We start from the raw sequence: 22,674 nt of genomic DNA, 5'->3' as shown, positions 1-22,674 counted from the left end.
TCGTGACCGATCGGTCAAGGCGTCTTCGGGTCGCGTGGCGGCGCGGTCAGGGCATCGCTGTAAACGTGGAAGGCGCGCCGGATATGGCCGATCATGACGGCCTTCGCCCAATCGGGGTCGCGATGGCGGAAGGCCACGACAAGTTCCTCATGCTCTGCGGCGGAGCGTTCAAGTTGGGCGCGATCATAGCGTCGGGCGGTGCGCAGCACGACGGGCTGTTCCACGATCGAGGCGAGCAGGCGGGTCAAGCGCTCCGACCCTGCCGCATCGGTCACGACCGTGTGGAAGCCGCGATTATGCTCGATAAAGGCAGCGATATCGGGGGTCTCGCGGGCCACCGCGTCGCGAATCGCGGCGTTGTGGTCGAACAGCGTGGCGAGCTGGCCGGGCTTGATTCGGTCGGTCGCGCGCGCAGCGGCATGACCTTCGAGCATGGCGCGGAGGGCAAAGGATTCGGCAATGTCGTCGACCGACAACGTGGCGACGAAGCTGCGTTGCGAGTCGCTGCGCTGGATCAGGTTTTCGGCTTCCAGCTTGCGCATCGCTTCGCGCACCGGCGTGCGCGATACCCCGCACGCCTCCGCCAGCGTTTCCTCGCGTAACTGCTCGCCCGGCGTCATCGCGCCCGACAGAATCTCCCCGCGGATGAAGTGGTAGGCACGATCTGCGGCTTTCGACATGGACGACGTTGCTCCGGCGTTACGATTACGGTTGACCTGCGGCGCTGTATATAGCAGCTTTGTATACAATGAAGCCGCAAAGCGGTATAAAAAGGGGCATCAGCATGAGCGTCAAGACCTTCGCCTGTCTTCTGTGCGGCACCGCCGTTCTTGCCATCTCCGCGCTGCCGGCCAAGGCGCAAACGGCCCCCACGCCCGCAACCGAGACACTGGCCGCCCCGGACGGCGGCGATATCGTGGTAACGGCGCGGCGCACCAGTGAAAAGCTGTCGCAAGTGCCCGCGTCGATCACGGCCTTCAACGCCGATGCGATCGCCAAGGCCGATATTCAGCGCGTGACCGATTTCACGAAGTTGACGCCGGGTGTGACGATCGTCTCGTCGACGGCGGAGGCGGGGGACAATCAGATCAACATTCGCGGCCTCAACGGTGCGCGCGATGCGGAAAGTTCGGTCGCTTTGGTGGTCGACGGGATTCTGAAGACCAATTCGGCGGTGCTCAACCAGGATCAGGGCACCTTGCGCCAGATCGAAGTGCTAAAGGGACCGCAAGGCGCGCTCTATGGCCGCAATGCCGCGGCGGGTGCGATCGTGATGCAGACGCTGAAACCCGGCGATCATTTCGAAGGCGGCTTCACCGGAAGTTATGGCAGCCAGAAGACCGGCGCGTTCAATGCCTATGTCGCCGGGCCGATAACCGAGGGCGTCGGCTTCGTCGTGTCGGGCAATTACGACCGCACTGACGGTTTCTTCCGCAATGATTTCCTGAAGAGCAACACGGTCGACAATCGCGAGGAATGGGCGGTCAACGGCCGGATCGTTGCGGCACTCGGTGCTGATACGCAAGTTGATGCCAAACTGCGTTACGGCGAATATCACGGTGCATCGATCAACTTCAATTCGGTGTTCCATTTGCCCGCCTTTGGCGGCTCATTCTATGAGAACGTCAACGCGCACCCGTTCCGCTATTATTCGAATATCGTGCCGACCAACGATCAGACGACGTTCGAAGCCTCACTCAAGATCGACCATGATTTCGGCGGTGCAAAGCTGACGGCCTGGGCGCTGTACAGCGATGTGAAGAACGATCTGACCGCCGACGGTACTTCCGCCGATTTTGCACGCTACATCGCCGCGGCGAACCCTGCCGCGGCGTCGGTGGTCAATGCCTGTTTCGCTTCGACCGCGCGGCTCACCGGCTTCCCGGTCAACCCGCCAGGCTTTGTCGGTCAAATCCCGGTTCCGTTCATCTTCGCGCCGGCGACAGGGTCGACCTTCGGCGCCTATTCGCCGACGACGTGCGACGGCACGCAATATCAGGTCCGCAACCAGCAGGATTTCAGCACCGAAATCCGCCTTGCCTCGACCGGCTCCGGCCCGATCGGGTGGCAATTCGGCGGCTATTACCTGCATCTCGACCGCTTCACCGGGGTCAGCCTCGGCGGCGACACGGGGGCAGGGGTCACTCGTCAACTCTATAATGCACCCAATTCCGCCAACCCGACGTCGCAATTGTTCGCCGATAAATTCCGAACCGACGTGTTCGCCGGATTCGGCTCGGTCGATTGGAAGCCGGTCGATTCGGTCAGCATCACCGCCGCACTGCGCTATGACGTGGAAAAACGCCGCGTCGACAATCAAGTCCCGGTCGCGATCGATCCGTTCACGGGCGGGCCGATCAATCCGGGGCAGACCGGCGGCGCGATTCCGTCCAAGACCAAGACCTTCGAATTGCTCGAGCCCAAGATCAGCGCACGCTGGACGATTTCGCCTGCGCTCAATCTGTTCGGCAATTGGGGCGTCGGCTTCAAATCGGGCGGGTTCAACAATCAAGGCTCGGCCGCGATCGTCAACCAGAACTTCAACGTGGCACCGATCAACGCCGGCGTGCTCATAACCGACGATTTCCGCAAGGAACGTTCGAGCGCGTATGAAGTCGGGTTCAAGGGCAAGGTAGGCCCGCTGACCTACAATGTCGCCGGTTATTACACGCAGGTCCGCGACATGCAGTTCTTCGAATTCTTCGTCGGCAGCTTCGGCCTGTTGCGCGTCGTGTCCAACATCGATCGCGTCGACCTGAAGGGCGTCGAGGTCAATGGCGACCTGAAATTGGTGCCCGGCTGGACTGTGTTCGGCGGGTTCAACTACACCGATTCCGAGATCAAGAAGAACCGGTCGCGCCCCGATACCGTTGGTAACAAGTCCCCCTACACGCCGGATTATACGATCAATCTCGGCTCGCAGCAGGAATTCCGGGTCGCGAACAACATCAACCTGCTGTTCCGCGCCAATTATCGCGTGACCGGTCCGACCTGGTTCCACACCGTGCAAAACCAGACCAAGGCGACGATCTTCAGCGCCTTGCTGCCGATTTCGGCGCTCGCCTTGCCGGCCTTTGTCGGAAATGCCGATTACAGCGTCACGCGGCGCGAAGCCTTTGGCGTGCTCGATCTGCGGCTCGGGTTGGAAGGGCACTCCTGGAAAGCAGCGGTGTTCGCCAACAACGCGCTCGACCGGCGCTACGTCAACGAGGTGATCCCAGCGATCGAGTTTGGCGGGTCGTTCAATTCGCCAGGAGCGCCGCGCGCGTATGGATTTGAAATCGGTTATAAATTCTGATCGCAAACGGCGCACAGCTCCGAGGTTTGGAGTGGTGCGCCGTTGCGTTCGCAACCCCCTCTAAAAGCCAACCGTAACCCCGAGCCGGAGGTTACGGGGGCGGAGCGGGGTGGTTTGCTGGCGCGTCGCCAGGATGGTCGGATTCCCCAACGCGAAGCGATTGGCGCTGGCATTGGCGAGATTGTCGCCGCTCAGGCTAAAATCGAAGCGGCGCCAATGCCAGCCCAATTGCGCGTCGAGGACGGCATATTTGCCTTGGCTGACGTCGAGAAAGTCGCCCGTGCCCAGCACCGATCGACCGAAATACCGACCGAACACGCCCAAGCTGAACTGCGACGTGTCGCCATGCGTCCAGCGATAGGTCAGACCGGCGTTTCCGGAAAAAGCCGGCGTCTCGGGCAAGCGACGATTTACCCTGACCGAGGATTGCGCAATCGGTCCATCGACAATGTTGTAGCTGTACAGGAACGCGAAACTGGCGTGGAGCCCACGCACCGGCACCCAATCGCCAATGGCCTCTAGTCCGGCGATCTCGGCATTGCCGATGTTCGCGGTATAGGGCTGCCCCCGCCGATTATAGAGATCGGCTTGGATATCCCGCCACCGCGCGTAGGATACTGCAGTGCTCAGGTCCAAACCGATCTCGCCGCTGCGCTGTTTGCGCAGACCCACTTCCCCGACCATGATCGAATCCGAGCGAAAATCGAGCACGCGTCCAACTCCGGAGGCGACCGCGAGCCCGCCGGTGCGATACCCGGTCTGGAAGCGGGCGAAAACAGCGGTGCGCTTTGCGATCAGCCATGAAAGGGCGAGCGTCGGATCGATCCGGCGCGTCGCGCGGCCCCTGATGAAACTGTCGTTGCGCGGACGCGATGACGGCTCGCCATCGGTGCGTGCTGCGGTCGCCCGCGCGCCGAGGGTGATCGACAAGCGATGGGTCGTTGGCCACGTCGCCTCCCCAAAGGCCGATATGCTGTCGGTCCGATTGGTCACGCCGATAATGTCGAATGGCTGGTCGGGCGGGCCAAGAGCGCGGGCTTGAATGTCGCGGTTATGGAGGACCGCGACCCCCAGCAACCAGCTGATCTTGCCCGGCACGGCGCGGGACAGACGGGTCTCCTGTACAAGGAGCGCGGCCGACTGCGCGTTGGTGTAGATGGTCGGTCCAATGCTGCCGATCGCGCGGGTCGCATCGAACACGTCGGACGTCTGCAGATCGACATAGCCGCTGGCGGAAAGGAGTTCGAGGCCACTGTCCCAACGCTTGCGCGCAACCCCGCGCAGCAGCGTAATGTCGCTGCTATATGGCTGCGCAAGCCGCGCTCGGCGATCGAGCGCGGCGACCATGCGCTCGGCATATTGCGCATCGACGGCAGCAATGTGTTGCTGCACTCCGCCGATCTCGAAACTCCAGCCATTGCCCGGAGCGACCGCGAGCGTTGCCCGCCCACCAACCGTGTCGGTGCGGTTGACGTTCGAGAGGGTGCGCAAGCGATCTCCGATAAAGCCGCCGTCGCGGTCGCGATAGCCGACCACGCGCAAACCGATCCGGTCGCGCAGGATCGGGACATTCGCCATGCCGGCCACATCAAACCCGGCGGCACCGCCTTGCGTCGCGGTGATGCCGCTGCTGAACGAGGCACCAAAGCGCGTCAGATCGACCGGGTTGGGCGTCAGTCGAATGATCCCGCCGATCGCGCCTGCCCCGTACAGCGTACCTTGCGGCCCTTCGAGAATCTCGACGCCCTTCATGTCGTACAAATTCAAGCTAGGCTCGGGGCCGGAATAGCCGAGCGGCACTTCGTCGAAATACACACTCGCGGTTGATTGCGTTGCGCCATTGAAACTGCTGTCGGCGATGCCGCGAATGAAGATTTTGTTGCGACCGATGCCCAGTTCGGTGTTCTGCAGGACCGGCGTCGCGCGTGCCACGTCATCGATCGTGAGCGGGCGTGCCGTCGGCGTTCCCGGCGCAAACCCGCCGATCATGATCGCGCTGCCGGGGAAGCGAAGCAGTGTCGCGTTTTGTTTGCTGGCGGTCACGATGATGTCGCCGTCTGACGTCGGCGCGGGAGTGCGCCGCGCGATGATGCGTGGCGTAAGCAGCCTGCGGGGCATGCGTTCAATTCTGTAGCTGTGCGCATCGATCGCGATCGCGCGGAAGCCGGTGCCCTTGAGCAGGCGCTGCAAGGCGTCGCGCGCTGCCATCTGCCCGGTCACGCCCGTGGTGCGGACTCGGTCCAGCCCCGGTTCGGTGCTGATGATGTCAAAGCCGGTTTGTCGTGCCAGATCCGTCAACGCCCGGTTCAGCGGTTCGGGTGGGATCGCGATGCGCGGATCATCGGCGCGGGCCGCGACCGGAAATACGGCGAGGATCAGAAAGGGACAAAGTCCGCGGGTCAGGACCGAGCGAAACGCGTATTTTCTATCGTGGCGAGATGACCCACCGCTCGCCATCGTGATGCCACTCAGCCCCAACCAACGCCGCGAGGTGCGGCACGTCCTGCGCTACCTTGCCAGACAAGCGAACCATGCCGGTAAAGGGCCGTTGCGACAAGCCGGGGTCGATAAAAAGCGTGGCCCCGTCGATCCGCTGCACGGCGGTGGAAACGCGCCCGAACGGCTCGCCCAGAAACGACACGGCGCGCTCACGCCAGAGGCCGACCTTGGCGACATCGATTTTGGTCACTGCGATGTGGCCCAGATCCTCGCGCGCGGTGATCGCGGCACCGGCGTGGAGCGTGACCGCGTCGCGCTTGGGCTGGAACAAGACCGAGCCTTCGGCGACTTGCACATCGAGCCGTGCGCCGTCGCGCGCGACATTGAAGACGGTGCCGAGATCCTGCACCGTCAGGCGTCCCGAATGCACCGTGAACGGGTCGCGTGGATCGTGCCGGACGTGAAAGGTGGCTTCGCCCGACTCCAGCGTCGCGACGCGCGGATTGGAGCGGTCCAGCAGCAGCCGGGTCGCGCCGTTAAGTTCGATCCGCGTCCCGTCGATGAGCGCGATGTCCCGCCGCTGGCCGGGTTTGGTTTCCACCGCATAGGATGCGTTGCCGCCGGTCAACCCGGTGGGTACGAGCATCAGCATCAGCGTCAAGCTGGCGGCCGCCGCGACTGCTGCCCCACTGCCGACCCAGGCCCAAACGCGGCGCGACGATGGCGCTGGTTTTTGCGGAAACCTTGGCTGGCGCGCGACGGGCGTGGCCGGAGCGGGGTAAAGTTCGGGGTGTTCGGCCAGCATGGACACGTCGAGTGCGACCGCGTCGAACGCTTGCGCATGGGCGGGATCGGCCTCCAGCCACGCGACGAACGTATGCCACTCGGCCTCGTCCATAGTCGCTTGGCGCAAATGCCAATCGATCGCGCGATCGACGATATCGGCGGCGTCATGTGCCACGATGTGATTTCCCTTCGCCCGATAGACGATGCTGATTGGCCGATTCCGCCTCGTCGGCGATTTTATGCAAGTGAATCTCTTTGGCGCCGCGTCGCAACAGCTTTTCGACGCCGCTGACGGTCATGCCAAGCTGCTCCGCAATGTCTTTTTGCGGCATACCCTCGACGCGGTACAGGCGCAGCGCGGCACTCATGCGGGGCGGCATTGCGGCAAGCGCCGCCTCGATCCGGGCGAGCCGCTCGCGCCCGAGCAAGGCGCGCTCGGTCGTCGGCTGCTCTGCCGCGCTGGGTTGCACATCCAGCCACGCGGTATCGCGCACCCCGGCGCGGGTCGCTGCGATCCTGCGATCGGCGGCGAGGTTGGCGGCCATGCGATAGAGATAGGCCGCGGGCTGCGCGACGGGTTGCGCAGCCGACGCGGGCGCAGTCTGGTCGAGCTTTAGCCACATGTCCTGCAGCGCGTCCTCCGCATCGGCGCGATTGCCAAGCCGCGCGACGAGTAGCCGCAACAGCATCGGCTGCTCGGCCAGAAAGACGGCCTTGAGCCCGGCGTCACTCACCGAATTGCGAGACTATGCTGCATGGTTACGGGTAAAGCGCCGAACGCTCGTCCCGGCAACCCCTCGCAAATCCTTGGTTTCGCTTTCGTCGCGGCGCGTCGTCCGCAACCTCACGCTGTGCGTGGAATTCCCCCCGAAAAATCGGGTTGCGCATAAAATTGGCGCTCGCGAATACGGTCGCTGGTTAAGCGCCGCGCGGCCAGCCGACGACCGAGGAAATCATAGAAGAACCAATCGCGCGCGGGGCCGGGCGTCACATGATACAGAATGCGTTCGACCAGCGTCCACCGGATCGAATCTCGATCGCGTTCGCGCGGCGACGGCGCGCACCACAGTCTGCCGCCATAAGCGAGCGGCCCGAGCTTGGCCATGCGGTGCATGATCTCGTGATCCTCGAGTACATAGCCCCAGCGCGCGGCATCGAACCCGCCGGCTTGGCGCAGCGCATCCGTCCGGAAGACCTGCCCCGCACCGCCGGTATGGCATTGTCCGGGCAGCAATTTGGCGACGCGCGCCATGCGAGCGGAGGCTTCGCGATGGTCTTCGGCGGTGGCGTGCGCTGCGGCAAAATACGCGCCTCCGGCGACCGCTCCCTGTGCTTCGAGCAAAAGCGCAGCTTGGCGGAGATAGTCTGCCGGATAGATTGTGTCGGCGTCGCAGGTCGCAATGTAGCGCGTCCGCGTGCGCGCCACGCCGGTCTGCAGCGCATTGACCTTGCCGGGCCGGCGATCGGTCAAGAGCGTGAAGGCGAGCCCGAGCCGACGGCACGTGGCGGCGGCGATATCCGCGCTCCCGTCGGTCGAGGCGTTGTCGATCAGAATCAGCTCGAATGGCACGTCCTGCGCGGCAAGACTGGCAAGCGTCCCGTTTAGCAACGCCCGCTCGTTGAAGAACGGGATCAGTACTGTCCAGCGTGGGGCGGAGGCCGGCTCCGCAACCGTATCCCACGGCGAGTCCCAATTCTGAAAATCGTTCGTTTCGTGCAACATCCGCGTATCCCGTGGTGCCTTTGGAGGGCGATCAACATTGTGAGGAGCGCGCGCCAACCGTCGGGCAGGCCCGCATCGAGCTCGCCGTGACGGCTGCCGCCGTGCGACAGGATGCGCTCTTCGTCACGCCGCGCGCTACGGGCGGTTAAACCCGTAGAGTGATCGCAGCCGGGATCGGCGAACTCTGACTTCTCATGATCACGACGCCGCCGCCGTTCGAAATCCGGACAGAAATTTACGCTTTTGGAACTATTTTGTACGGCGCGTGAGAAGTCGACGATGTCGCTTCCGCTCGCGTTTGGCATTGTCCGCTGGTCACACGCCCCCGCTGGTCGCTCTGTCGGCAAAAGCAATCCCATCCCACTCGGTCGCGTTCGAAGGAGCGCGCCGCCGCCGCCGCAACATGCCTCGGCAACGCCAGGATATCTGGCAACCGATGGGGTGGTGCTCGCTGCGGATTGTGATCTGCGGTAATTTCAGGAAATCGCCCATAATCGAAAGATAAAAGCAGCCATTATTACCGAATATACGATAATGGAAATCGTAAACAATTAAAATGCAAACAACATATATTGTGGATCAAGCAATATTATTATTAAAATCGCGAAGCCATCATGAATTATTCACTCGATACGAGTTTTATTACGCGAGCTTACCAGATTTGTGACAATTTATAACGACCTGTTGTAACATGATTGTCCAATTTATTCTTTAGCGGCCTCCCATCAGTTTAGACACAAACTCGTGTTCAGGGGAAACCATATGACGTTCAAAAAGGCCGTGCGCCTGCAATTGATGGTGGGCAGCGCGATGTTCGCGCTCGGCGCGACGTCGGCAACGGCGCAGACCGCCGCCGCACCCACCGGTGACGCAGCACCCACAGCGGCGGCGCCCAACGATCAGGGGCTCAGCGACATCGTCGTGACCGCGACGCGGCGCGAGACCAATCTCCAAAAGACGCCGATCTCGATCAGCGTCCTCGACACGCAGGCGTTGACCGATCGTCACGTCCTCAGCCTGTTCAATCTGGCCGACGGCACCATCCCGTCGCTGCGAATCGCGACCTTTGAGGCGCGCCAGTCGGCGCTGACGATCGGTATCCGCGGCATCGTCCCCTACGATCAGAACCAGACCGCGCGCGACGGCGGCGTCAGCGTCTATATCGACGGCGTGGCGCTCGGTAAGACACAGGGCCTGAACGCTGCGTTGTTCGACATCCAGCGGATCGAAGTGCTGAAGGGCCCGCAGGGCACGCTGTTCGGTCGCAATACTGAAGGCGGCGCACTGTCGTTGGTGACCAAGGCCCCGACCGGCGTGTTCGATGGTCGTGTCGTCGGCGGCGTCGGCAATTTCGGCGGCCGCAATGCGGAAATCCACCTCGATTTGCCGTCTTTTTACGACATCTCGTTGAAGTTCGACGGTGTGTATCAGCACCAAGACCCGACCGTGCGGGATCCGCTCTCGGGTTCGACCGGCTGGAATTATTACGATCGCAAGGGCGGTCGCGCGGCGGCCCGCTGGCAGCCCGTCACCGGCCTGACCGCCGACTTCTCATATGATTATGCGAAGGACGACAACACCCCGAACTTCAGCCAGTTGTTGAGCTACAATCCGAACAATTATGCCGTTGGCAGCTACGTCAATACGGCGGCGGCGGGTGCTACCCCCGTTTACGTGTTGCAGACGTTGCCCGTCGGTGGCGTCAATTGCGGCGGCACCAGCGCCACGGTCTGTATCGCGCCGAAGGCTCCGATCCAGGGCGTTCATCCCAATCGCCAATATGTCTCCGACGTCGGCGTACCGCAGCAGCCGAGCGTCGACATCACCCACGGCTTCACCTCGAACCTGAAATATAAGCTCGCGCCGTGGATTGAGTTGCGCTCGATCACTGCATGGCGTGGCGTGTCGACCGATCAGTGGGATAACTCGGGCGGCACAGCGCGCAGCACCTTCGTGCCGAACGCCAATATCAGCCGTTACAGTCTGTCGTTCCTGCGCCAGCATCAGTTCAGCCAGGAATTTCAGGCGGTCGGCAGCATTCCGCAGTTCGATTACGTGGTCGGTGCCTATTATTTCACCGAACATGCCACCGAATATGCCGCGACCCCGCTGACCAACCAGTTCAACGCCGACGGCACTGCGCTCTCGGTACGGAGCCCGATCTTCCTCGGTAACGTCAATTCGGGCGCAAATTCGGGCTATCAGCAGGTCGATCCGGCCTGCAACAATGCGCTCGCCGCGACGGTGCCGCAATTCACCAACAGCTGCCAGTTCATCACGCGCGCCAGCAGCGCATATGACCATAACTATTCGGTGTTCGGCAATCTGACGTATACGCCTTCGGGTCTCGACATCGTCCACATCACGGCCGGTGGCCGCTACACGAAGGACAAGCGTCGCGGTCAGCTTTACGTCGTCAACAACCGTTCCGACTTGAACCCGATCAACGCCGTTGCCAACAGCGTCGCGACGCCGTTCCTCTTCGCAAACAGCATCAGCCGCTTCGATCCGATGTTCAACATCTCGCTCGATGCGACGCGCGACATCCACTTTTACGCGAAATATGCGACAGGCTTCCGCGCCGGTGGCGCGAACGACCGTTCGCAAAGCTTCAACGCCTTCGGTCCTGAAGACGTGAAGTCGTATGAAATCGGCATGAAGGCGGACTTCTGGGATCACAAGGCGCGCTTCAACGTGGCCGGCTACATCATGAACCGCAAGAATACGCAGTTCGACTTCGACTTCTTCGATACCAACAGTGCCAGCCCGACCTCGGGTGCGCATATCGAACAGACGTTGAATGCCGGGGACAGCAAGATCCGCGGGATCGAAGCCGATCTGACCGTGAAGCCGATCCGCGATCTGACGCTGACGGCGTCTTATGCCTACACCTATTGGCGGGCACCCAAGGCGTCCTATTCGATCACGGTTGGTGGCACGACGGTCGCCAGCCCGGCGCAGCAGCTATATATCGTTTATACCCCGACCAATGCCGCATCGGGCGCGATCGATTATGTGTTGCCGGTGCATATCGACGACGCCAGCGTCCGCTTGCATCTCGACGGGAATTATTCGAGCAGCCAGTATAGCTTCCAGCTCGAGCCAACCAAGACCGATGCGAGCTTTGTCGTGAACGGTCGCCTTGCGCTGGCCGATATCGCGGTGAACGACCACAACAAGGTCACGCTTTCGGTCTGGTCGCGCAATCTGTTCGACACGACCTATGTCTATCGCCGCTCGGCTGCGAACTCCGCACCGGTGACCAACTTCAACGGTACGACCAACCCGACCAACTATGGCGGTGTGCTGGGCGATTACGGCAACTTCAATTCGCCGCGCACTTGGGGTCTAGAGGTCGCCGCGAAGTTCTGATCCTTCACCCCCTGCAAGGGCGGTAGAAACCCGGTTCGAGCGTAGGCTCGGGCCGGGTTTTCTATAGGTCGCGCGGCAGATCGATGATGACGCGCAGGCCCGGTGCTGCGTCTTCCAGCGCCAGCGTTCCGCCATGCAGCCGCACGATTGCGTCGACCAGCGTGAGTCCGATGCCGAGACCGGGCGCCTCGACCGATGTGTCCAGCCGACCAAAGCGACGAATGACCTGCGCGTGCTGGTCCGCCGGAATCCCGGGTCCATGATCGGAGACGATGAGACGCGCGCCCTGTGGCAGTGGCAAAACTCCCAGCTCGATCGCGGTTCCGGGCGGTGTGTGGCGGATCGCATTTTCGATCAGATTGACCAGCAGTTGGCGCAAGAGATTGCGCTCGCCGCGCAGCGGTGCTGCGCGCGCGCCGGTCAGCGTCAAGCCATGGCCGGAATCCTCAGCGACCGGAGTCAGCGATTCGTATGCTTCATGGGCGAGCACCGCGAGGTCGAGCGGCTCGAAGCGCTGGCGGCGGTGACCACCCTCAATCTCCCATAGCCGCATCAGGCTTCCAAACAGATCGAGCACCTGATCGGTTTCGGAGAGCGCATCTGCGATTTCCGGGGCCAGCGGGTTGCCGCTCGATCGGCGTTCGATCGCCGCCAAACGGTTGCGCAGCCGGGCGAGCGGGCTTTTCAATTCGTGCGCCACATCCTTTGCGGCATGGCGGATGTCGTTCATCAACGCGCCGATCCGATCGAGCATCGCATTGAACGCGGCGGCCTGACGGTCGAATTCGCTGCCCGTGCCGGTTTGCGGCACGCGGCTGCTGAAATCGCCGCCCATCACGGCATCGACCGTGCGCTGCATCGAGCGCAGCCGCCGGCTGATTTCCCACATCATCCCAGCGGTACCGCCGATCACGATCAGCATGGTCAGGGCAAGCCCGATCAGCTGGACCCGCGACATCAACGCATCGAACTGATCGATCCCGTCATTGTCCGAAACCACGCTCAGTGTTGCGCCGCTTGGCACGCGTCGGGTTAAAGCACGCCCGTGGCCGACCCCGGGTACGCCCGCGCGCTCGTCGAAATCCGAATAGCCGAGCGGCGGGATCTGTCGCAGCGTCAACGCGCCGCCGACCTGTCGGCCCGAGCGGTCGAACAACGCGAAGAACAGATCGGCACTGTCATGGTCGCGTTGCGCGCGGTCGATCGTCGCGATCATCCGGTCCAGCGCGCCCGCGCGGGCGATGTCGTCGGCCTCAAGCACCAGCCGCCGATCGACTTCGATGCCGAGGGCGCGATGCGCGATGGCGTAGTTCGCACCGCGCACTGCGAGTAACGCCGCGAGGATCAAGCCCACATAGATCAGCGCGATGCCGCGAAGCGACCGGCGCGGCATGTCAGCCTTCGCCGATCATCATATAGCCAACGCCGCGGATCGTTACGATCGGGTCTTCCTCGCCGTCCAGGGTCAGCTGCACTCGCACCCGGCGGATATAGGATTCGACGATGTTGGTCGTCGGCTCGAAATCAAATCCCCATACGCTGGAATAGAACATCGTCCGCGTAACGACGCTGTTGCGGTTGCGCACCAGTTCGCACAGCACTTGAAATTCCAGCTTGGGCAGTGCCAGCACGCGCCGCCCGCGGACCGCGCGGAATTTGATCTCATTGACCTCGATATCGCCGGCGCGAAGGACTCCGGTTTCGTTGGTGCGTTCGGCGCGACGCTTGATCGCCTTGATCCGGGCGTCGATTTCCAGCGGCTCTGCGGGTTTGACCAGATAATCGTCGGCCCCCGCGTCGAGCCCCGCGAGCCGCTCGTCGAGATCGCCGAGCGCGGTCAGCATCAGGATCGGTACGTTCAGTCCACGTTCGCGCAGCGCGCGCGCCACCGCAACCCCGTCGATCTGCGGCAGCATCACATCGAGCAGCACCGCATCGAAGCTTTGCGCGCTCGCCAGCGCCAGGGCGATGCGACCGTCTTCGGCAACGACCGTTTCATACCCGATCTCGGACAGTGCCGCGACGAGCAGCCGGGCGGCGCGATAGTCGTCCTCAACGATCAAGACGTTCATCGATCTTTACCCATCGCCACGATGCGCGCGACCATCATTCGGCTATCGTAGCGTCAGCGCTTAAGCGACGCCGATGCGGATGGCCAGCGCCGCGCAACCGTCGCTCAGAGCTGATCGCGCGGAACGATGTTGGTCGTCTTGCGCCGGAAGATTTCGATGCCATCCTTGAACGCGGCAAGCTCCTCGCTCACGGTAAAGGCGCGCGCGGTCGAAGTCAGCGCAAAGCCGATGCGGAGCTCGCAATGCCACGCGCCCCGGCGATAGCGGCTGATCCGGGTGCCCGACCACGAACCGCTATTGGGATCGCCCGCGGTGATGGTGGCGACGGTGTTCGGGCCATACCCCGACAGGATCGTGCCGTTGGCGCAGGTGCGGCTCTTGTCGGGCCAGGTTCCCGTTACGGTGATGCGGCCATGGTCGGTGGTGGTCACGACGACATCGCCTTTATCGGGTGCAATCGCGACGCTGGCGATCGGCATGACGGGTTCGAGCAGCGGCGGCGTGCGGATTGGCACAATAAGCGTGCTGGCGGTCGGATCGAGCGTCAGCGTCGGCCCGTCGGGCGAGGGCCAGACAAGCGGCCACAGTCCCTCCGATAGCGCGATACGCAAGCGCTCCCCAGCTTTGAGCCGCTGCGCGACGAAGCCCAAGTCGATCGCGACATCGACCAGCTTGCCCGGAATCAGCGGCTTGGGGGCGGCATGTCCGTCACGGTGGGTAAGGTTAAGGATGCCGTACGCCAGCCGCCACGACGTGCCATCGGGCAACACCTTGCACAGCCGCACCGCGACTTGCGCGCCGGGTTTGTCGGCGGCGACGCGCAGCCGCACGCTAGGCACGCCGAGCAGCTCCACATCGGCGGGCAGCGGCGCCATGTCGTAGGTGATCGACAGCGCATCGTCGTGCCGCTGATCGCCCGGCATCTCGGCCTGACCGAACGGGACCCACTCAGGTGTCGCGAGCCCGACGGCATTGTTCGATCGGTGCGTTCGGCGCTTTCCCGCACCCGGTCGCGGCGACAGACCGGCATCGGTCAAATGCAGCCGCTGCTGGTGGACGTTTGGGGATGGCCAGACGCTTTCCGCGCTCCACGCCCCCGGCGTCGCACCCGGTGCCGATTGCGCGGGCGTCGCCTCGGGTTGGTAGAAACGCAGCATCGGCTCGTCCATGATTCCTGTTGGCGCGCGCCGCAGCCAGTGTGACCACCAGCGGATTTCCTCATAGGCCCAGTCGAGCGCCGGGCCGGGGCCGCCGACCCAGGCATAGGTGTGGCCCCACGGCCCGACCAGCGCCTTGCGCGGGCAGGTCAGCCGTTCGAGCAAGCGCGGCACCGAATGGACATAGGCATCGACCCAACCGCCAACGACATAGGTGGGGCAACGGATCGCGGCATAGTCGAAATGCAGCGATCCGTGCCGCCAATAGGCGTCCTCGCGCTGATGCCCGGTCCAGCGCGCGATGCTCGGGGGCGAGGCTTCGAGACGTTCGCGCCACATCGTTTCCCAGCCGGGGCCGGCCACCGCAGGATCGGGCGGGGCGGCCATCACGCCCTTGAAATTCGCGCCCCATTTGAAATTGGTCAGGCCAAGGCACCCGCCGACAAAATGCGCATCGTCGGTGAAGCGCCGGTCCGAACAGGCCATCGGCATGATCGCCTTCAGCGCAGGCGGATTGCGCATCGCGGTCTGCAATGTCGAGAATCCGCCCCATGATATGCCGCGCATCCCGACCGATCCGTTCGACCAGGGCTGGGCAGCGAGCCAGGCGATGATCTCGACCGCGTCATCCTGTTCTTGCGCGAGATATTCGTCGCGCAGCAATCCGCCCGAATCGCCCGATCCGCGTAGATCGATCCGCGCGAAGCCGATGCCGTGGCTCGCCAACGTGTTGCCCCAATAGGCATCGGGGGCGGAATAGGCGTCGCGTGTGCGATAGGGGATATATTCGAGCACGACCGGGGCAGGGTGGGTGTCGGCATCGGCCGGCAGCCAGATTTGACCACACAATTCGACCCCGTCGCGCATGGTGATGCGCACGATCTCGAGATGCCTGACGGCGGTTTTAGGGGGCAGCGGCCATTGCGTTTTAGTGACGGCGGCACCCGCTGCGCTCCGCCCAAGCGCGATCCCGCCGAGCGTGGCGGCGAGAAAGTCGCGGCGTGATCCCGACATCCTATCCTGTTCCCCCTGACACCTTACCGCGAATGGCGCGCCGCACGCCGCCAATGCCGTGTTACGACGCGACGATAGATTTTCGCGAGGCGCGCGCATAGAGGTTGGGCGATGGCCCGGCCCGACGATCAGCGCGATGTGGCGAGCAGGATCGGGCAAGCCAAGGCGCTGCTCGGAATCGATCCGCGCGCGGCCGCGACGCTGGCGCGTGCGTTGCCGCCATCGTTCGAGGTGCGCTTCCTGTTGGGGGCGGCGCTGCGGCGGAGCGGGGAGGTGGCTGCCGCGCTCGACATCCTCGCCCCGCTCGCCGCCGCGCGACCCGGCGCATGGGGGCTGCACTATGAGCAGGGCATGGCGCTCGCGATGTTGGGGTGCGCCGTCGAGGCGGTCGCGGCGCTCGAGCGCGCAACCGCGGCCGATCCGCGGGCATCGCTCGCCTGGCATGCGCTGGGCGACCTTTATGGCTTGGTCGATCCGGCGCGGGCGGCAGATGCGCAGGCGCGCTTGCTGCCGGGCAGTGTCGGCGATGCGGCGCTGGTCGCGGCGGTGCTGGCGTGGATCGACGCACCGGCTAGGGCCGCAGGCGACGCGTTGCGCGCGCGCTTCGGGATCGATTTTAACGATCCGGCGGCGCTGCGGCTGATCGCCGACGTCGCGGTGCGCGCAGGGCGCGATGCGGTCGCGGAAAGCCTGCTGGCGCGTGCGGTCGCTGCTGCCCCCAATTACCCGCCGGCGCGCCTTCACCGTGCGATCCTGCTCTTGCGGCTGGAACGCTTTCCTGAGGCGTTGGCCGAGCTGGGGCCGGTCTTGTTGGCTGGTGCGGCGTCGCCGATGGTGGGTGCGCTTCATGGCAGCATCCTGATGCACTTGGGGCGCGAACGCGAAGCGGTGGCTGCATTCGCAGCCGCGCTCGCCGCGCGACCCGACGATCCCCGGCTCTGGCACGCTTACGGCCATGCGTTGCGCAGCGTGGGGCAGCAAGCCGATGCGGTGGCGGCCTATCGCCGCGCGATCACGCTCAATCCGCGCTTCGGCGAGGCCTATTGGAGCCTCGCCAATCTCAAGACCTGGCGCTTCGAAGGCGACGATGTCGCCGCGATGCGGGTGTTGCTGGGTGGCGGCGATCTCGGCACCGATGATCGGGCCTATCTCCATTTCGCGCTTGGCAAGGCGCTGGAGGATGCGGCGGAGTACGAACCCGCCTTTGCCAGTTACGAACAGGCCAACGCCGCCCGCCGCGCCGCCAATCCGCACGATGCCGCCGCGCACACTGCCTTCGTGCAGCGCAGCATTGCCACCTACAGCACGACCTTCTTCGCCAACCGCGCGGGTTCAGGCTGCGGCGCGCCCGATCCGATCTTCGTGCTGGGCATGCCGCGCTCGGGATCGACGCTGGTCGAGCAAATTCTGGCCAGCCACAGCGGGGTCGAGGGCTTGTCGGAATTGCCCGACATCACTGCGCTCGCCTTACAAGTGGCGGGTGCAGAGGGTGACTATCCGCACACCCTGGCGCGCTTGCCGCTGGCGGTTTTTGCCGATCTCGGGGCCGCTTATCTCGACCGCACCCGCGCGCGTCGCGCCACCGACCGCGCGCATTTTGTCGACAAATTTCCCGGCAATGTCCTGCATATCGGCCTGATCCACCTGATCCTGCCCAACGCGCGGATCATCGATGTCCGGCGCCATCCGCTGGCCTGCTGCGTGTCGCTGTTCAAACAGGGTTTTGCAGCGGGGCAGGGCTATAGTTACGACCTCGGCGATCTCGGGCGCTACTTTGCGGATTACGTCGCGCTGATGGCGCATTTCGATGCGGTCCTGCCCGGGCGTGTTCACCGCCTGTCGTACGAAGCGCTGGTCGATGCGCCCGAGCGCGAAGTGCGGCGCTTGCTCGATCATGTCGGACTGGCGTTCGAACCCGCCTGCCTGAGCTTCTTCGACAACGACCGCGCGGTGCGCACGCCCAGTTCCGAACAGGTCCGCCGCCCGATCTTTCGCGACGGGCTCGATCAGTGGCGGCACTTCGATCCGTGGCTTGTTCCGCTTAAGTCCGCACTCGGCGCGCTTGCCAACGGGCCTGCAGATCGGCCATGATCGCAATATTGGATGCCCCTATCCAGTAATTTTGCTTTGCGCTTGCCACGAATGGGATGAGCCTCTGTAAATGGGGGGCACCTCCAATCGTCCGTCAGCGCGAGGGCCATGCAGCCCCGAGCGACGGTACGACGCTTTGACGAGTTTGTTCGATAAGGGGGAATCATGACGACTTCGCATCACCAGACCGAGAATTTCGGTCGGCGCACGTCCTTGCTGGCGTTGTTGCTGGCATCGGGTGCCAGCCTCGCGCTGGTCGCACCCAGCGCCGCCTTCGCCGCACCCGATCCTGCCGCCGCTGCTGCAGCCCAGGCCGCTCCGGCAGCGCCGGCCAAGGATGAATTGACCGACATCGTCGTCACCGCCAGCCGTTCGGGTGCCGAATCGCTCCAGAAGGTGCCAATCGCGGTCTCGGTGGTGAACATCGATCAGATCACCAAATCGGGTCAGGGCAATCTGTCCGATCTCGCCAAATTCACGCCGTCGCTGTCGATCACCGAGGGTGCGCCGGGGTTCAACAAATTCAACATGCGCGGTCTTTCGACGGGCGGCTATGCCACGTCGGATACGTCGGATCGCAGCCTCGTCGCGGTCTATCTCGACGATACGCCGATCTCGGTGCAGGGCCAGACGCCCGATTTGAAGGTCTATGATCTCGAACGCGTCGAAATCCTGCGCGGGCCGCAAGGCACGCTGTTCGGCGCCGGATCGATGGCGGGCACGATCCGCTTCGTCACCGCCAAGCCAAGTCTTACCAAGACCTTCGGCACCGCCGAGGCGGGCGTCGCCACGACCGAACATGGGGCTGCCAGCTACAACATCCGCGGCATGATCAACCTGCCGATCGTCTCCGACACGCTCGCCGTCCGCGCGAATTTCTATGTCGGGCGCGATGGCGGCTTCATCGACAATATCGGTTTGCGCAATAAGCAGAACGCTAATAGCAACAACACCTATCAGGGTCGCGTCGCGGTGCGCTGGACCCCCAGCCCCGATCTGACGGTCGATGGCAGCATCACCTATGAACGCAGCATCGCGCGCGGTCTCAATTCCGCGTTCAGCGGTCTCGCGCCCTACACGGTCCTGACCAATGGCCCCGAGGGCACCGATGACCGGTTCCGGCTGTATCAGCTCGGTGCGGATTACGATGCGGGCTTTGCCAATCTGATCGTGACGGGGGCCTATACCGATCGTGCGATCGGCTTCGATGCGTCGGTCGAGCCGCAGATCGGCTATTTCTTCCAGGATTACGGTTCGGCGCTGACGCCGCAGACCAACACCTATCCGTTGTTCGAAGCGCCGACCGCGTATAGCGACAATCTCGCGCGTTCGCTGCCGGCCGAATTGTATCAGATCGACCAGAAACTGAAGGACTATATGGGCGAGGCGCGGCTCGTCTCGAAGAGCGGCGGCCCGCTGAAATGGACGGTCGGCGTGTTCTACGAACAGCAGGACCGCCATTTGCGGCAGGACATTCCCACGGCAGGCTTCGATACGCTGTCCTATGTCAATTATTTCTACGGCCCGTTCGCGGTGCCCGGCGGCAAGTATAATTCGCAGACGGTCGATGGCGCGTTCCAGCCGAACGACATCTTCTCGGGCCTGCAGGACGTCAACGAGCATCAGTTCGCCGCTTATGCCGATGGTACGTGGCACGTCACCGACCGGCTCGATCTGACCGCGGGCGTGCGCTATTTCAACTTTAAGGAAAAATATTACCTGTTCGAAAGTGGCTTTTACGGCGTCGTCAACCACGTGCCGCTGACAACCAATGCGACGCTGAAGTCGAATGGGTTCAACCCGCGCGGCAATATCTCGTACAAGGTCAATGACGATTTCCTGGTCTATGGCGAAGTCGCCAAGGGCTTCCGCTATGGCGGCGGCAATCAGCCGGTGCCGATCGGGACTGCGGGCATTGCCGGGCAGTGCGCGAGCAATCTGGCCTCCTATGGTTATACCGCAGCGCCGCTGACCTTCGGCCCCGACAAATTGTGGAACTATACGATCGGCGAGAAAGCGAAGCTGGCAGGCGGCCGCATCACGCTCAACGCCAGTGCGTATTATATCGACTGGTCCGATGTGCAGACGCGGTTGCGGCTGAACTGCTCGTATTTCTTCACCGACAATAAGGGCAAGATCACCAGCAAGGGCCTCGAGCTCGAAACGATGATCAAGGCGACGCCCGAACTGACATTGTCGCTCAGCGGTTCGATCAACGATTCGAAGGCCAATGGGGATATTCCGACGGTGGGTGCGTTCGATGGGGATCGCACGCCTTATTATCCGAAATATACCGCGAACTTCCAGGCGTTCTACGATCGCCCGGTTGGCCACGGCGATTTGCATTTACAGCTCGGCTATCAATATCAATCGTCGCAGAACACCACCTTCAACAACTTCTCGACGACGCTGACCGGGGGCAAATTGACCGCGACCGGACCGAGCCAGACCTTTGCCGTGATCCCCGAATCTCACAATCTCAGCGCATCGGCGACGTACAATATCGGCCAGTTCGAATTCGGTGTGTACGGCAACAACCTCGCCGACGGCGTGACGGTAACCAACATCGCGCGCGCGACCTATTATCAGGTCTATCAGGCCGGCAGCCGCAACACGCTGGCACGTCCACGCACGATCGGGCTGCGGGCGAAGGTTAAGTTCTGACCGTTTCGTAAAGTGAGGAATGAAGATGGGGGGCGGGCAACCGTCCCCTATTTTCTTTTGTGCCACGCCGCGCTCTGCGCCGCGACCAGCCGGATCAAATCGCGTTCGACGATGGCGATGTCGATCACGTGGAAGCCCCAATCGGGATAAGCAGTGTCGCCGACCGTGTCTGGGCCGACCGTCGCGGCGACCAGATCGGTCGCGGCACCCGGCGTCACCTGCACCGCCAGATAGCGGACATCGCCGCGCGCGACGCATGCGCCCGACAACAGCCCCGGCATCCGCACGAAACGCGTACCGACGGGCTTGCCCCGCGCGGCCCAGATCGCCGGTTGCTTGAACTGCGCGACGCCGCCCCGCCACCACGGAAAGCCGAGCAGCGGATCGAGTGGCGCCACGCCGCCGGTGAGGTGCGCGGGATTGGTGCAGCCTGCCACCAGATCGGACCCGCCTGCGCGTCCGAACAAGGCATTGGCGGGCGGCGGATTGGTGTCGCGGTAGCTCGCCCAGGTGACGACGCAGCCAGTCTGCGTCGCCGCGCGGCACAGCGGAACGGACTTCAGGTCGCCGCCAACATCGCGCCCGCGCGGGACCAGCACGGCCGTTCCCGGCAGGATCGCCGAGAGCATTTGCCGCTGGATCGGCTTGTCGTCGATTTCCTCGATCACCAGCCGCTTCAACAGCGCCGACCCCTGGCTGTGGCCGATCAGCGCGAACGGCCGCCCGTGATTGTCCCGCGTCAGATACGCACGAAACGCCGCGCGGACATCGGCATAAGGCAGCTCGAAATCGGCGCCGGAGAGCCGCGTGCCGGTGCGCATCGCGGCGCGCAGCGCAGGCAGCGTAACACTCCGGTAGAGCGGCGCAAACACCCGGCACGCGCTACGAAACGGTGCCGCTTGCGACGCGGCCATCCCCGTTTCGCCATCGCCCGCGATCAAATCGCTATGCGGCGTCGGGTCCATCGATGTGGTGGGATAGACATAGAAGCAATCCGCCTTCGGGGCCGCGCGCTTGGCGGCGGGTTCGACCGTTTGCGTTCCATCAAGCGCGACGATCGTGGCGGCGATGTCGCCAGCACAGGCATCCGCCCGACCGGGGCGGCACAGCCAGTTGGCGGGCACGCGATAGTCGGTCGGTACTGGCGTCACCGCCGCGGCAAGCAGGAACAGCATGCGCAATCCTTCAATCGCGGAATACGATCGTCCGCGCCCCGTTGGCGAGCACGCGCCCGCTCAAATGCAACCCAACCGCGCGCGACAGCACGCGCCGCTCGATATCGCGGCCCTTGCGCACCAGATCCTCGGCGGTGTCGGCGTGGCTGATCCGCTCGACATCCTGTTCGATGATCGGGCCTTCGTCGAGCTCGCCGGTCACATAATGCGCGGTCGCGCCGATCACCTTCACCCCGCGCGCGTGCGCCTGATGATAGGGCTTAGCGCCTTTGAAACCGGGCAGGAAGCTGTGGTGGATGTTGATGCAGCGATGGGCGAACTTGGCCGACAGATCATCCGACAAAATCTGCATATAGCGCGCGAGCACGACCAGATCGGTGCCGCTGTCCTGATGAATCGCCCAGATCCGGGCCTCCTGCGTGGCCTTGGTCGCGGGCGTGATCGGCAAATGGTGGAACGGAATGTCGGCGAGATCGAGCTTGGCGAAATGCGCGGCCGGGTGGTTCGAAACGATCCCGACCACATCCATGTCGAGCTCACCGATGCGGCGGCGATACAGCAGATCGACCAGGCAATGGTCGAACTTCGATACCAGGATCAGCACCTTCTGTCGCGCATCGGCGGGGCGCAGCGACAGCGTCATGCCATAGCGGCTGGCGAGGCTATCGAACCCGGCGCGCAAGGTGGCGGGGTCGCCCTCTGCGGGAATCGCAAACGCGGTGCGCATGAAGAAGCGGCCCGAATCCGCGTCGTTATACTGGCTCGAATCGGTGATGTTGCCGTGGCACACGAAGATATGTGCCGAGACGGCCGCGACGATGCCGGGGCGGTCCTGACACGACAGGGTCAGGATGAAGGGTTGTGCGGTCATTGGTGCTCCAAG

General features: G+C 63.5%; 14 protein-coding genes. 4 read left to right on the top strand and 10 right to left on the bottom strand.

What is annotated here, in order from left to right; translation table 11 throughout:
• Window positions 1-14 precede the first annotated feature (14 nt).
• Window positions 15-680, bottom strand: a complete 666-nt coding sequence (locus IEV62_RS14130) for a GntR family transcriptional regulator (protein ID WP_188448595.1) — start codon at window positions 678-680, stop codon at window positions 15-17.
• Window positions 681-784: 104 nt separating this feature from the next.
• Here IEV62_RS14130 and IEV62_RS14125 point away from each other — a divergent pair, with 104 nt between their 5' ends.
• Window positions 785-3,298, top strand: a complete 2,514-nt coding sequence (locus tag IEV62_RS14125; protein WP_188448592.1) for a TonB-dependent receptor — start codon at window positions 785-787, stop codon at window positions 3,296-3,298.
• 60 nt (window positions 3,299-3,358) lie between these two features.
• On the opposite strand, the gene IEV62_RS14120 is transcribed toward IEV62_RS14125, so the two are convergent.
• From IEV62_RS14120 to IEV62_RS14105, 4 genes are all read right to left on the bottom strand, one after another.
• Window positions 3,359-5,596 carry a TonB-dependent receptor gene (locus IEV62_RS14120; protein ID WP_229733179.1) on the bottom strand — a complete coding sequence of 746 codons (2,238 nt, stop codon included), beginning with the start codon at window positions 5,594-5,596 and terminating at the stop codon, window positions 3,359-3,361.
• A 127-nt stretch (window positions 5,597-5,723) separates the two neighbouring features.
• Window positions 5,724-6,698, bottom strand: a complete 975-nt coding sequence (locus IEV62_RS14115) for a FecR family protein (protein ID WP_188448588.1) — start codon at window positions 6,696-6,698, stop codon at window positions 5,724-5,726.
• Entirely contained in the window at window positions 6,688-7,257 is a 570-nt protein-coding gene (locus IEV62_RS14110; RefSeq protein WP_229733177.1) for an RNA polymerase sigma factor, read from the bottom strand. The genes IEV62_RS14115 and IEV62_RS14110 overlap by 11 nt, the downstream gene beginning before the upstream one ends.
• Window positions 7,258-7,367: 110 nt before the next feature.
• Window positions 7,368-8,246, bottom strand: coding sequence for a glycosyltransferase family 2 protein (locus tag IEV62_RS14105; protein WP_188448587.1), 879 nt, complete (start codon window positions 8,244-8,246; stop codon window positions 7,368-7,370).
• 762 nt (window positions 8,247-9,008) lie between these two features.
• On the opposite strand from IEV62_RS14105, the gene IEV62_RS14100 reads away from it, so the two are divergent.
• Window positions 9,009-11,618: a TonB-dependent receptor gene (locus IEV62_RS14100; RefSeq protein ID WP_188448585.1), complete on the top strand. Its 2,610-nt coding sequence runs from the start codon at window positions 9,009-9,011 to the stop codon at window positions 11,616-11,618.
• Between the two features lie 61 nt (window positions 11,619-11,679).
• Here IEV62_RS14100 and IEV62_RS14095 read toward each other — a convergent pair whose 3' ends face one another.
• The 3 genes from IEV62_RS14095 to IEV62_RS14085 all read right to left on the bottom strand — a co-directional run bounded on the left by IEV62_RS14095 (window position 11,680) and on the right by IEV62_RS14085 (window position 15,861).
• Complete coding sequence (locus IEV62_RS14095) at window positions 11,680-13,011, bottom strand: sensor histidine kinase (protein WP_188448583.1); 1,332 nt, start codon at window positions 13,009-13,011, stop codon at window positions 11,680-11,682.
• 1 nt (window position 13,012) lies between these two features.
• A complete protein-coding gene (locus IEV62_RS14090; RefSeq protein ID WP_188448581.1) occupies window positions 13,013-13,690 on the bottom strand; it encodes a response regulator transcription factor in 678 nt (225 codons plus the stop codon).
• Between the two features lie 104 nt (window positions 13,691-13,794).
• Complete coding sequence (locus IEV62_RS14085; protein WP_188448579.1) at window positions 13,795-15,861, bottom strand: CocE/NonD family hydrolase; 2,067 nt, start codon at window positions 15,859-15,861, stop codon at window positions 13,795-13,797.
• Between the two features lie 111 nt (window positions 15,862-15,972).
• On the opposite strand from IEV62_RS14085, the gene IEV62_RS14080 reads away from it, so the two are divergent.
• Entirely contained in the window at window positions 15,973-17,952 is a 1,980-nt protein-coding gene (locus IEV62_RS14080; protein WP_188448577.1) for a tetratricopeptide repeat-containing sulfotransferase family protein, read from the top strand.
• A 165-nt stretch (window positions 17,953-18,117) separates the two neighbouring features.
• Window positions 18,118-20,616 (top strand): TonB-dependent receptor, encoded by a 2,499-nt coding sequence (locus IEV62_RS14075; RefSeq protein ID WP_188448575.1) that lies wholly within the window; start codon window positions 18,118-18,120, stop codon window positions 20,614-20,616.
• A 47-nt stretch (window positions 20,617-20,663) separates the two neighbouring features.
• Here IEV62_RS14075 and IEV62_RS14070 read toward each other — a convergent pair whose 3' ends face one another.
• Together IEV62_RS14070 and purU are read right to left on the bottom strand one after the other, a co-directional pair.
• Window positions 20,664-21,791, bottom strand: a complete 1,128-nt coding sequence (locus IEV62_RS14070) for a DUF3089 domain-containing protein (protein ID WP_188448573.1) — start codon at window positions 21,789-21,791, stop codon at window positions 20,664-20,666.
• Between the two features lie 10 nt (window positions 21,792-21,801).
• A complete protein-coding gene (gene purU, locus IEV62_RS14065) occupies window positions 21,802-22,662 on the bottom strand; it encodes a formyltetrahydrofolate deformylase (protein ID WP_188448571.1) in 861 nt (286 codons plus the stop codon).
• Window positions 22,663-22,674: the final 12 nt, after the last annotated feature.

Origin of the sequence: Sphingomonas psychrolutea, from assembly GCF_014636175.1 — a bacterium.
Lineage (GTDB): Bacteria > Pseudomonadota > Alphaproteobacteria > Sphingomonadales > Sphingomonadaceae > Sphingomonas > Sphingomonas psychrolutea.
The sequence above is the reverse complement of the archived record's forward strand: the minus strand, read 5'-3'. Positions and strand labels throughout refer to the sequence as shown.

Bases quoted from the DNA above. Each gene is read 5' to 3' on its own strand.
- IEV62_RS14130 (WP_188448595.1), bottom strand. From the start codon at position 680: ATGTCGAAAGCCGCAGATCGTGCCTACCACTTCATCCGCGGGGAGATT.
- IEV62_RS14125 (WP_188448592.1), top strand. From the start codon at position 785: ATGAGCGTCAAGACCTTCGCCTGTCTTCTGTGCGGCACCGCCGTTCTT.
- IEV62_RS14105 (WP_188448587.1), bottom strand. From the start codon at position 8,246: ATGTTGCACGAAACGAACGATTTTCAGAATTGGGACTCGCCGTGGGAT.
- IEV62_RS14100 (WP_188448585.1), top strand. From the start codon at position 9,009: ATGACGTTCAAAAAGGCCGTGCGCCTGCAATTGATGGTGGGCAGCGCG.
- IEV62_RS14095 (WP_188448583.1), bottom strand. From the start codon at position 13,011: ATGCCGCGCCGGTCGCTTCGCGGCATCGCGCTGATCTATGTGGGCTTG.
- IEV62_RS14090 (WP_188448581.1), bottom strand. From the start codon at position 13,690: ATGAACGTCTTGATCGTTGAGGACGACTATCGCGCCGCCCGGCTGCTC.
- IEV62_RS14085 (WP_188448579.1), bottom strand. From the start codon at position 15,861: ATGTCGGGATCACGCCGCGACTTTCTCGCCGCCACGCTCGGCGGGATC.
- IEV62_RS14080 (WP_188448577.1), top strand. From the start codon at position 15,973: ATGGCCCGGCCCGACGATCAGCGCGATGTGGCGAGCAGGATCGGGCAA.
- IEV62_RS14075 (WP_188448575.1), top strand. From the start codon at position 18,118: ATGACGACTTCGCATCACCAGACCGAGAATTTCGGTCGGCGCACGTCC.
- IEV62_RS14070 (WP_188448573.1), bottom strand. From the start codon at position 21,791: ATGCTGTTCCTGCTTGCCGCGGCGGTGACGCCAGTACCGACCGACTAT.
- purU (WP_188448571.1), bottom strand. From the start codon at position 22,662: ATGACCGCACAACCCTTCATCCTGACCCTGTCGTGTCAGGACCGCCCC.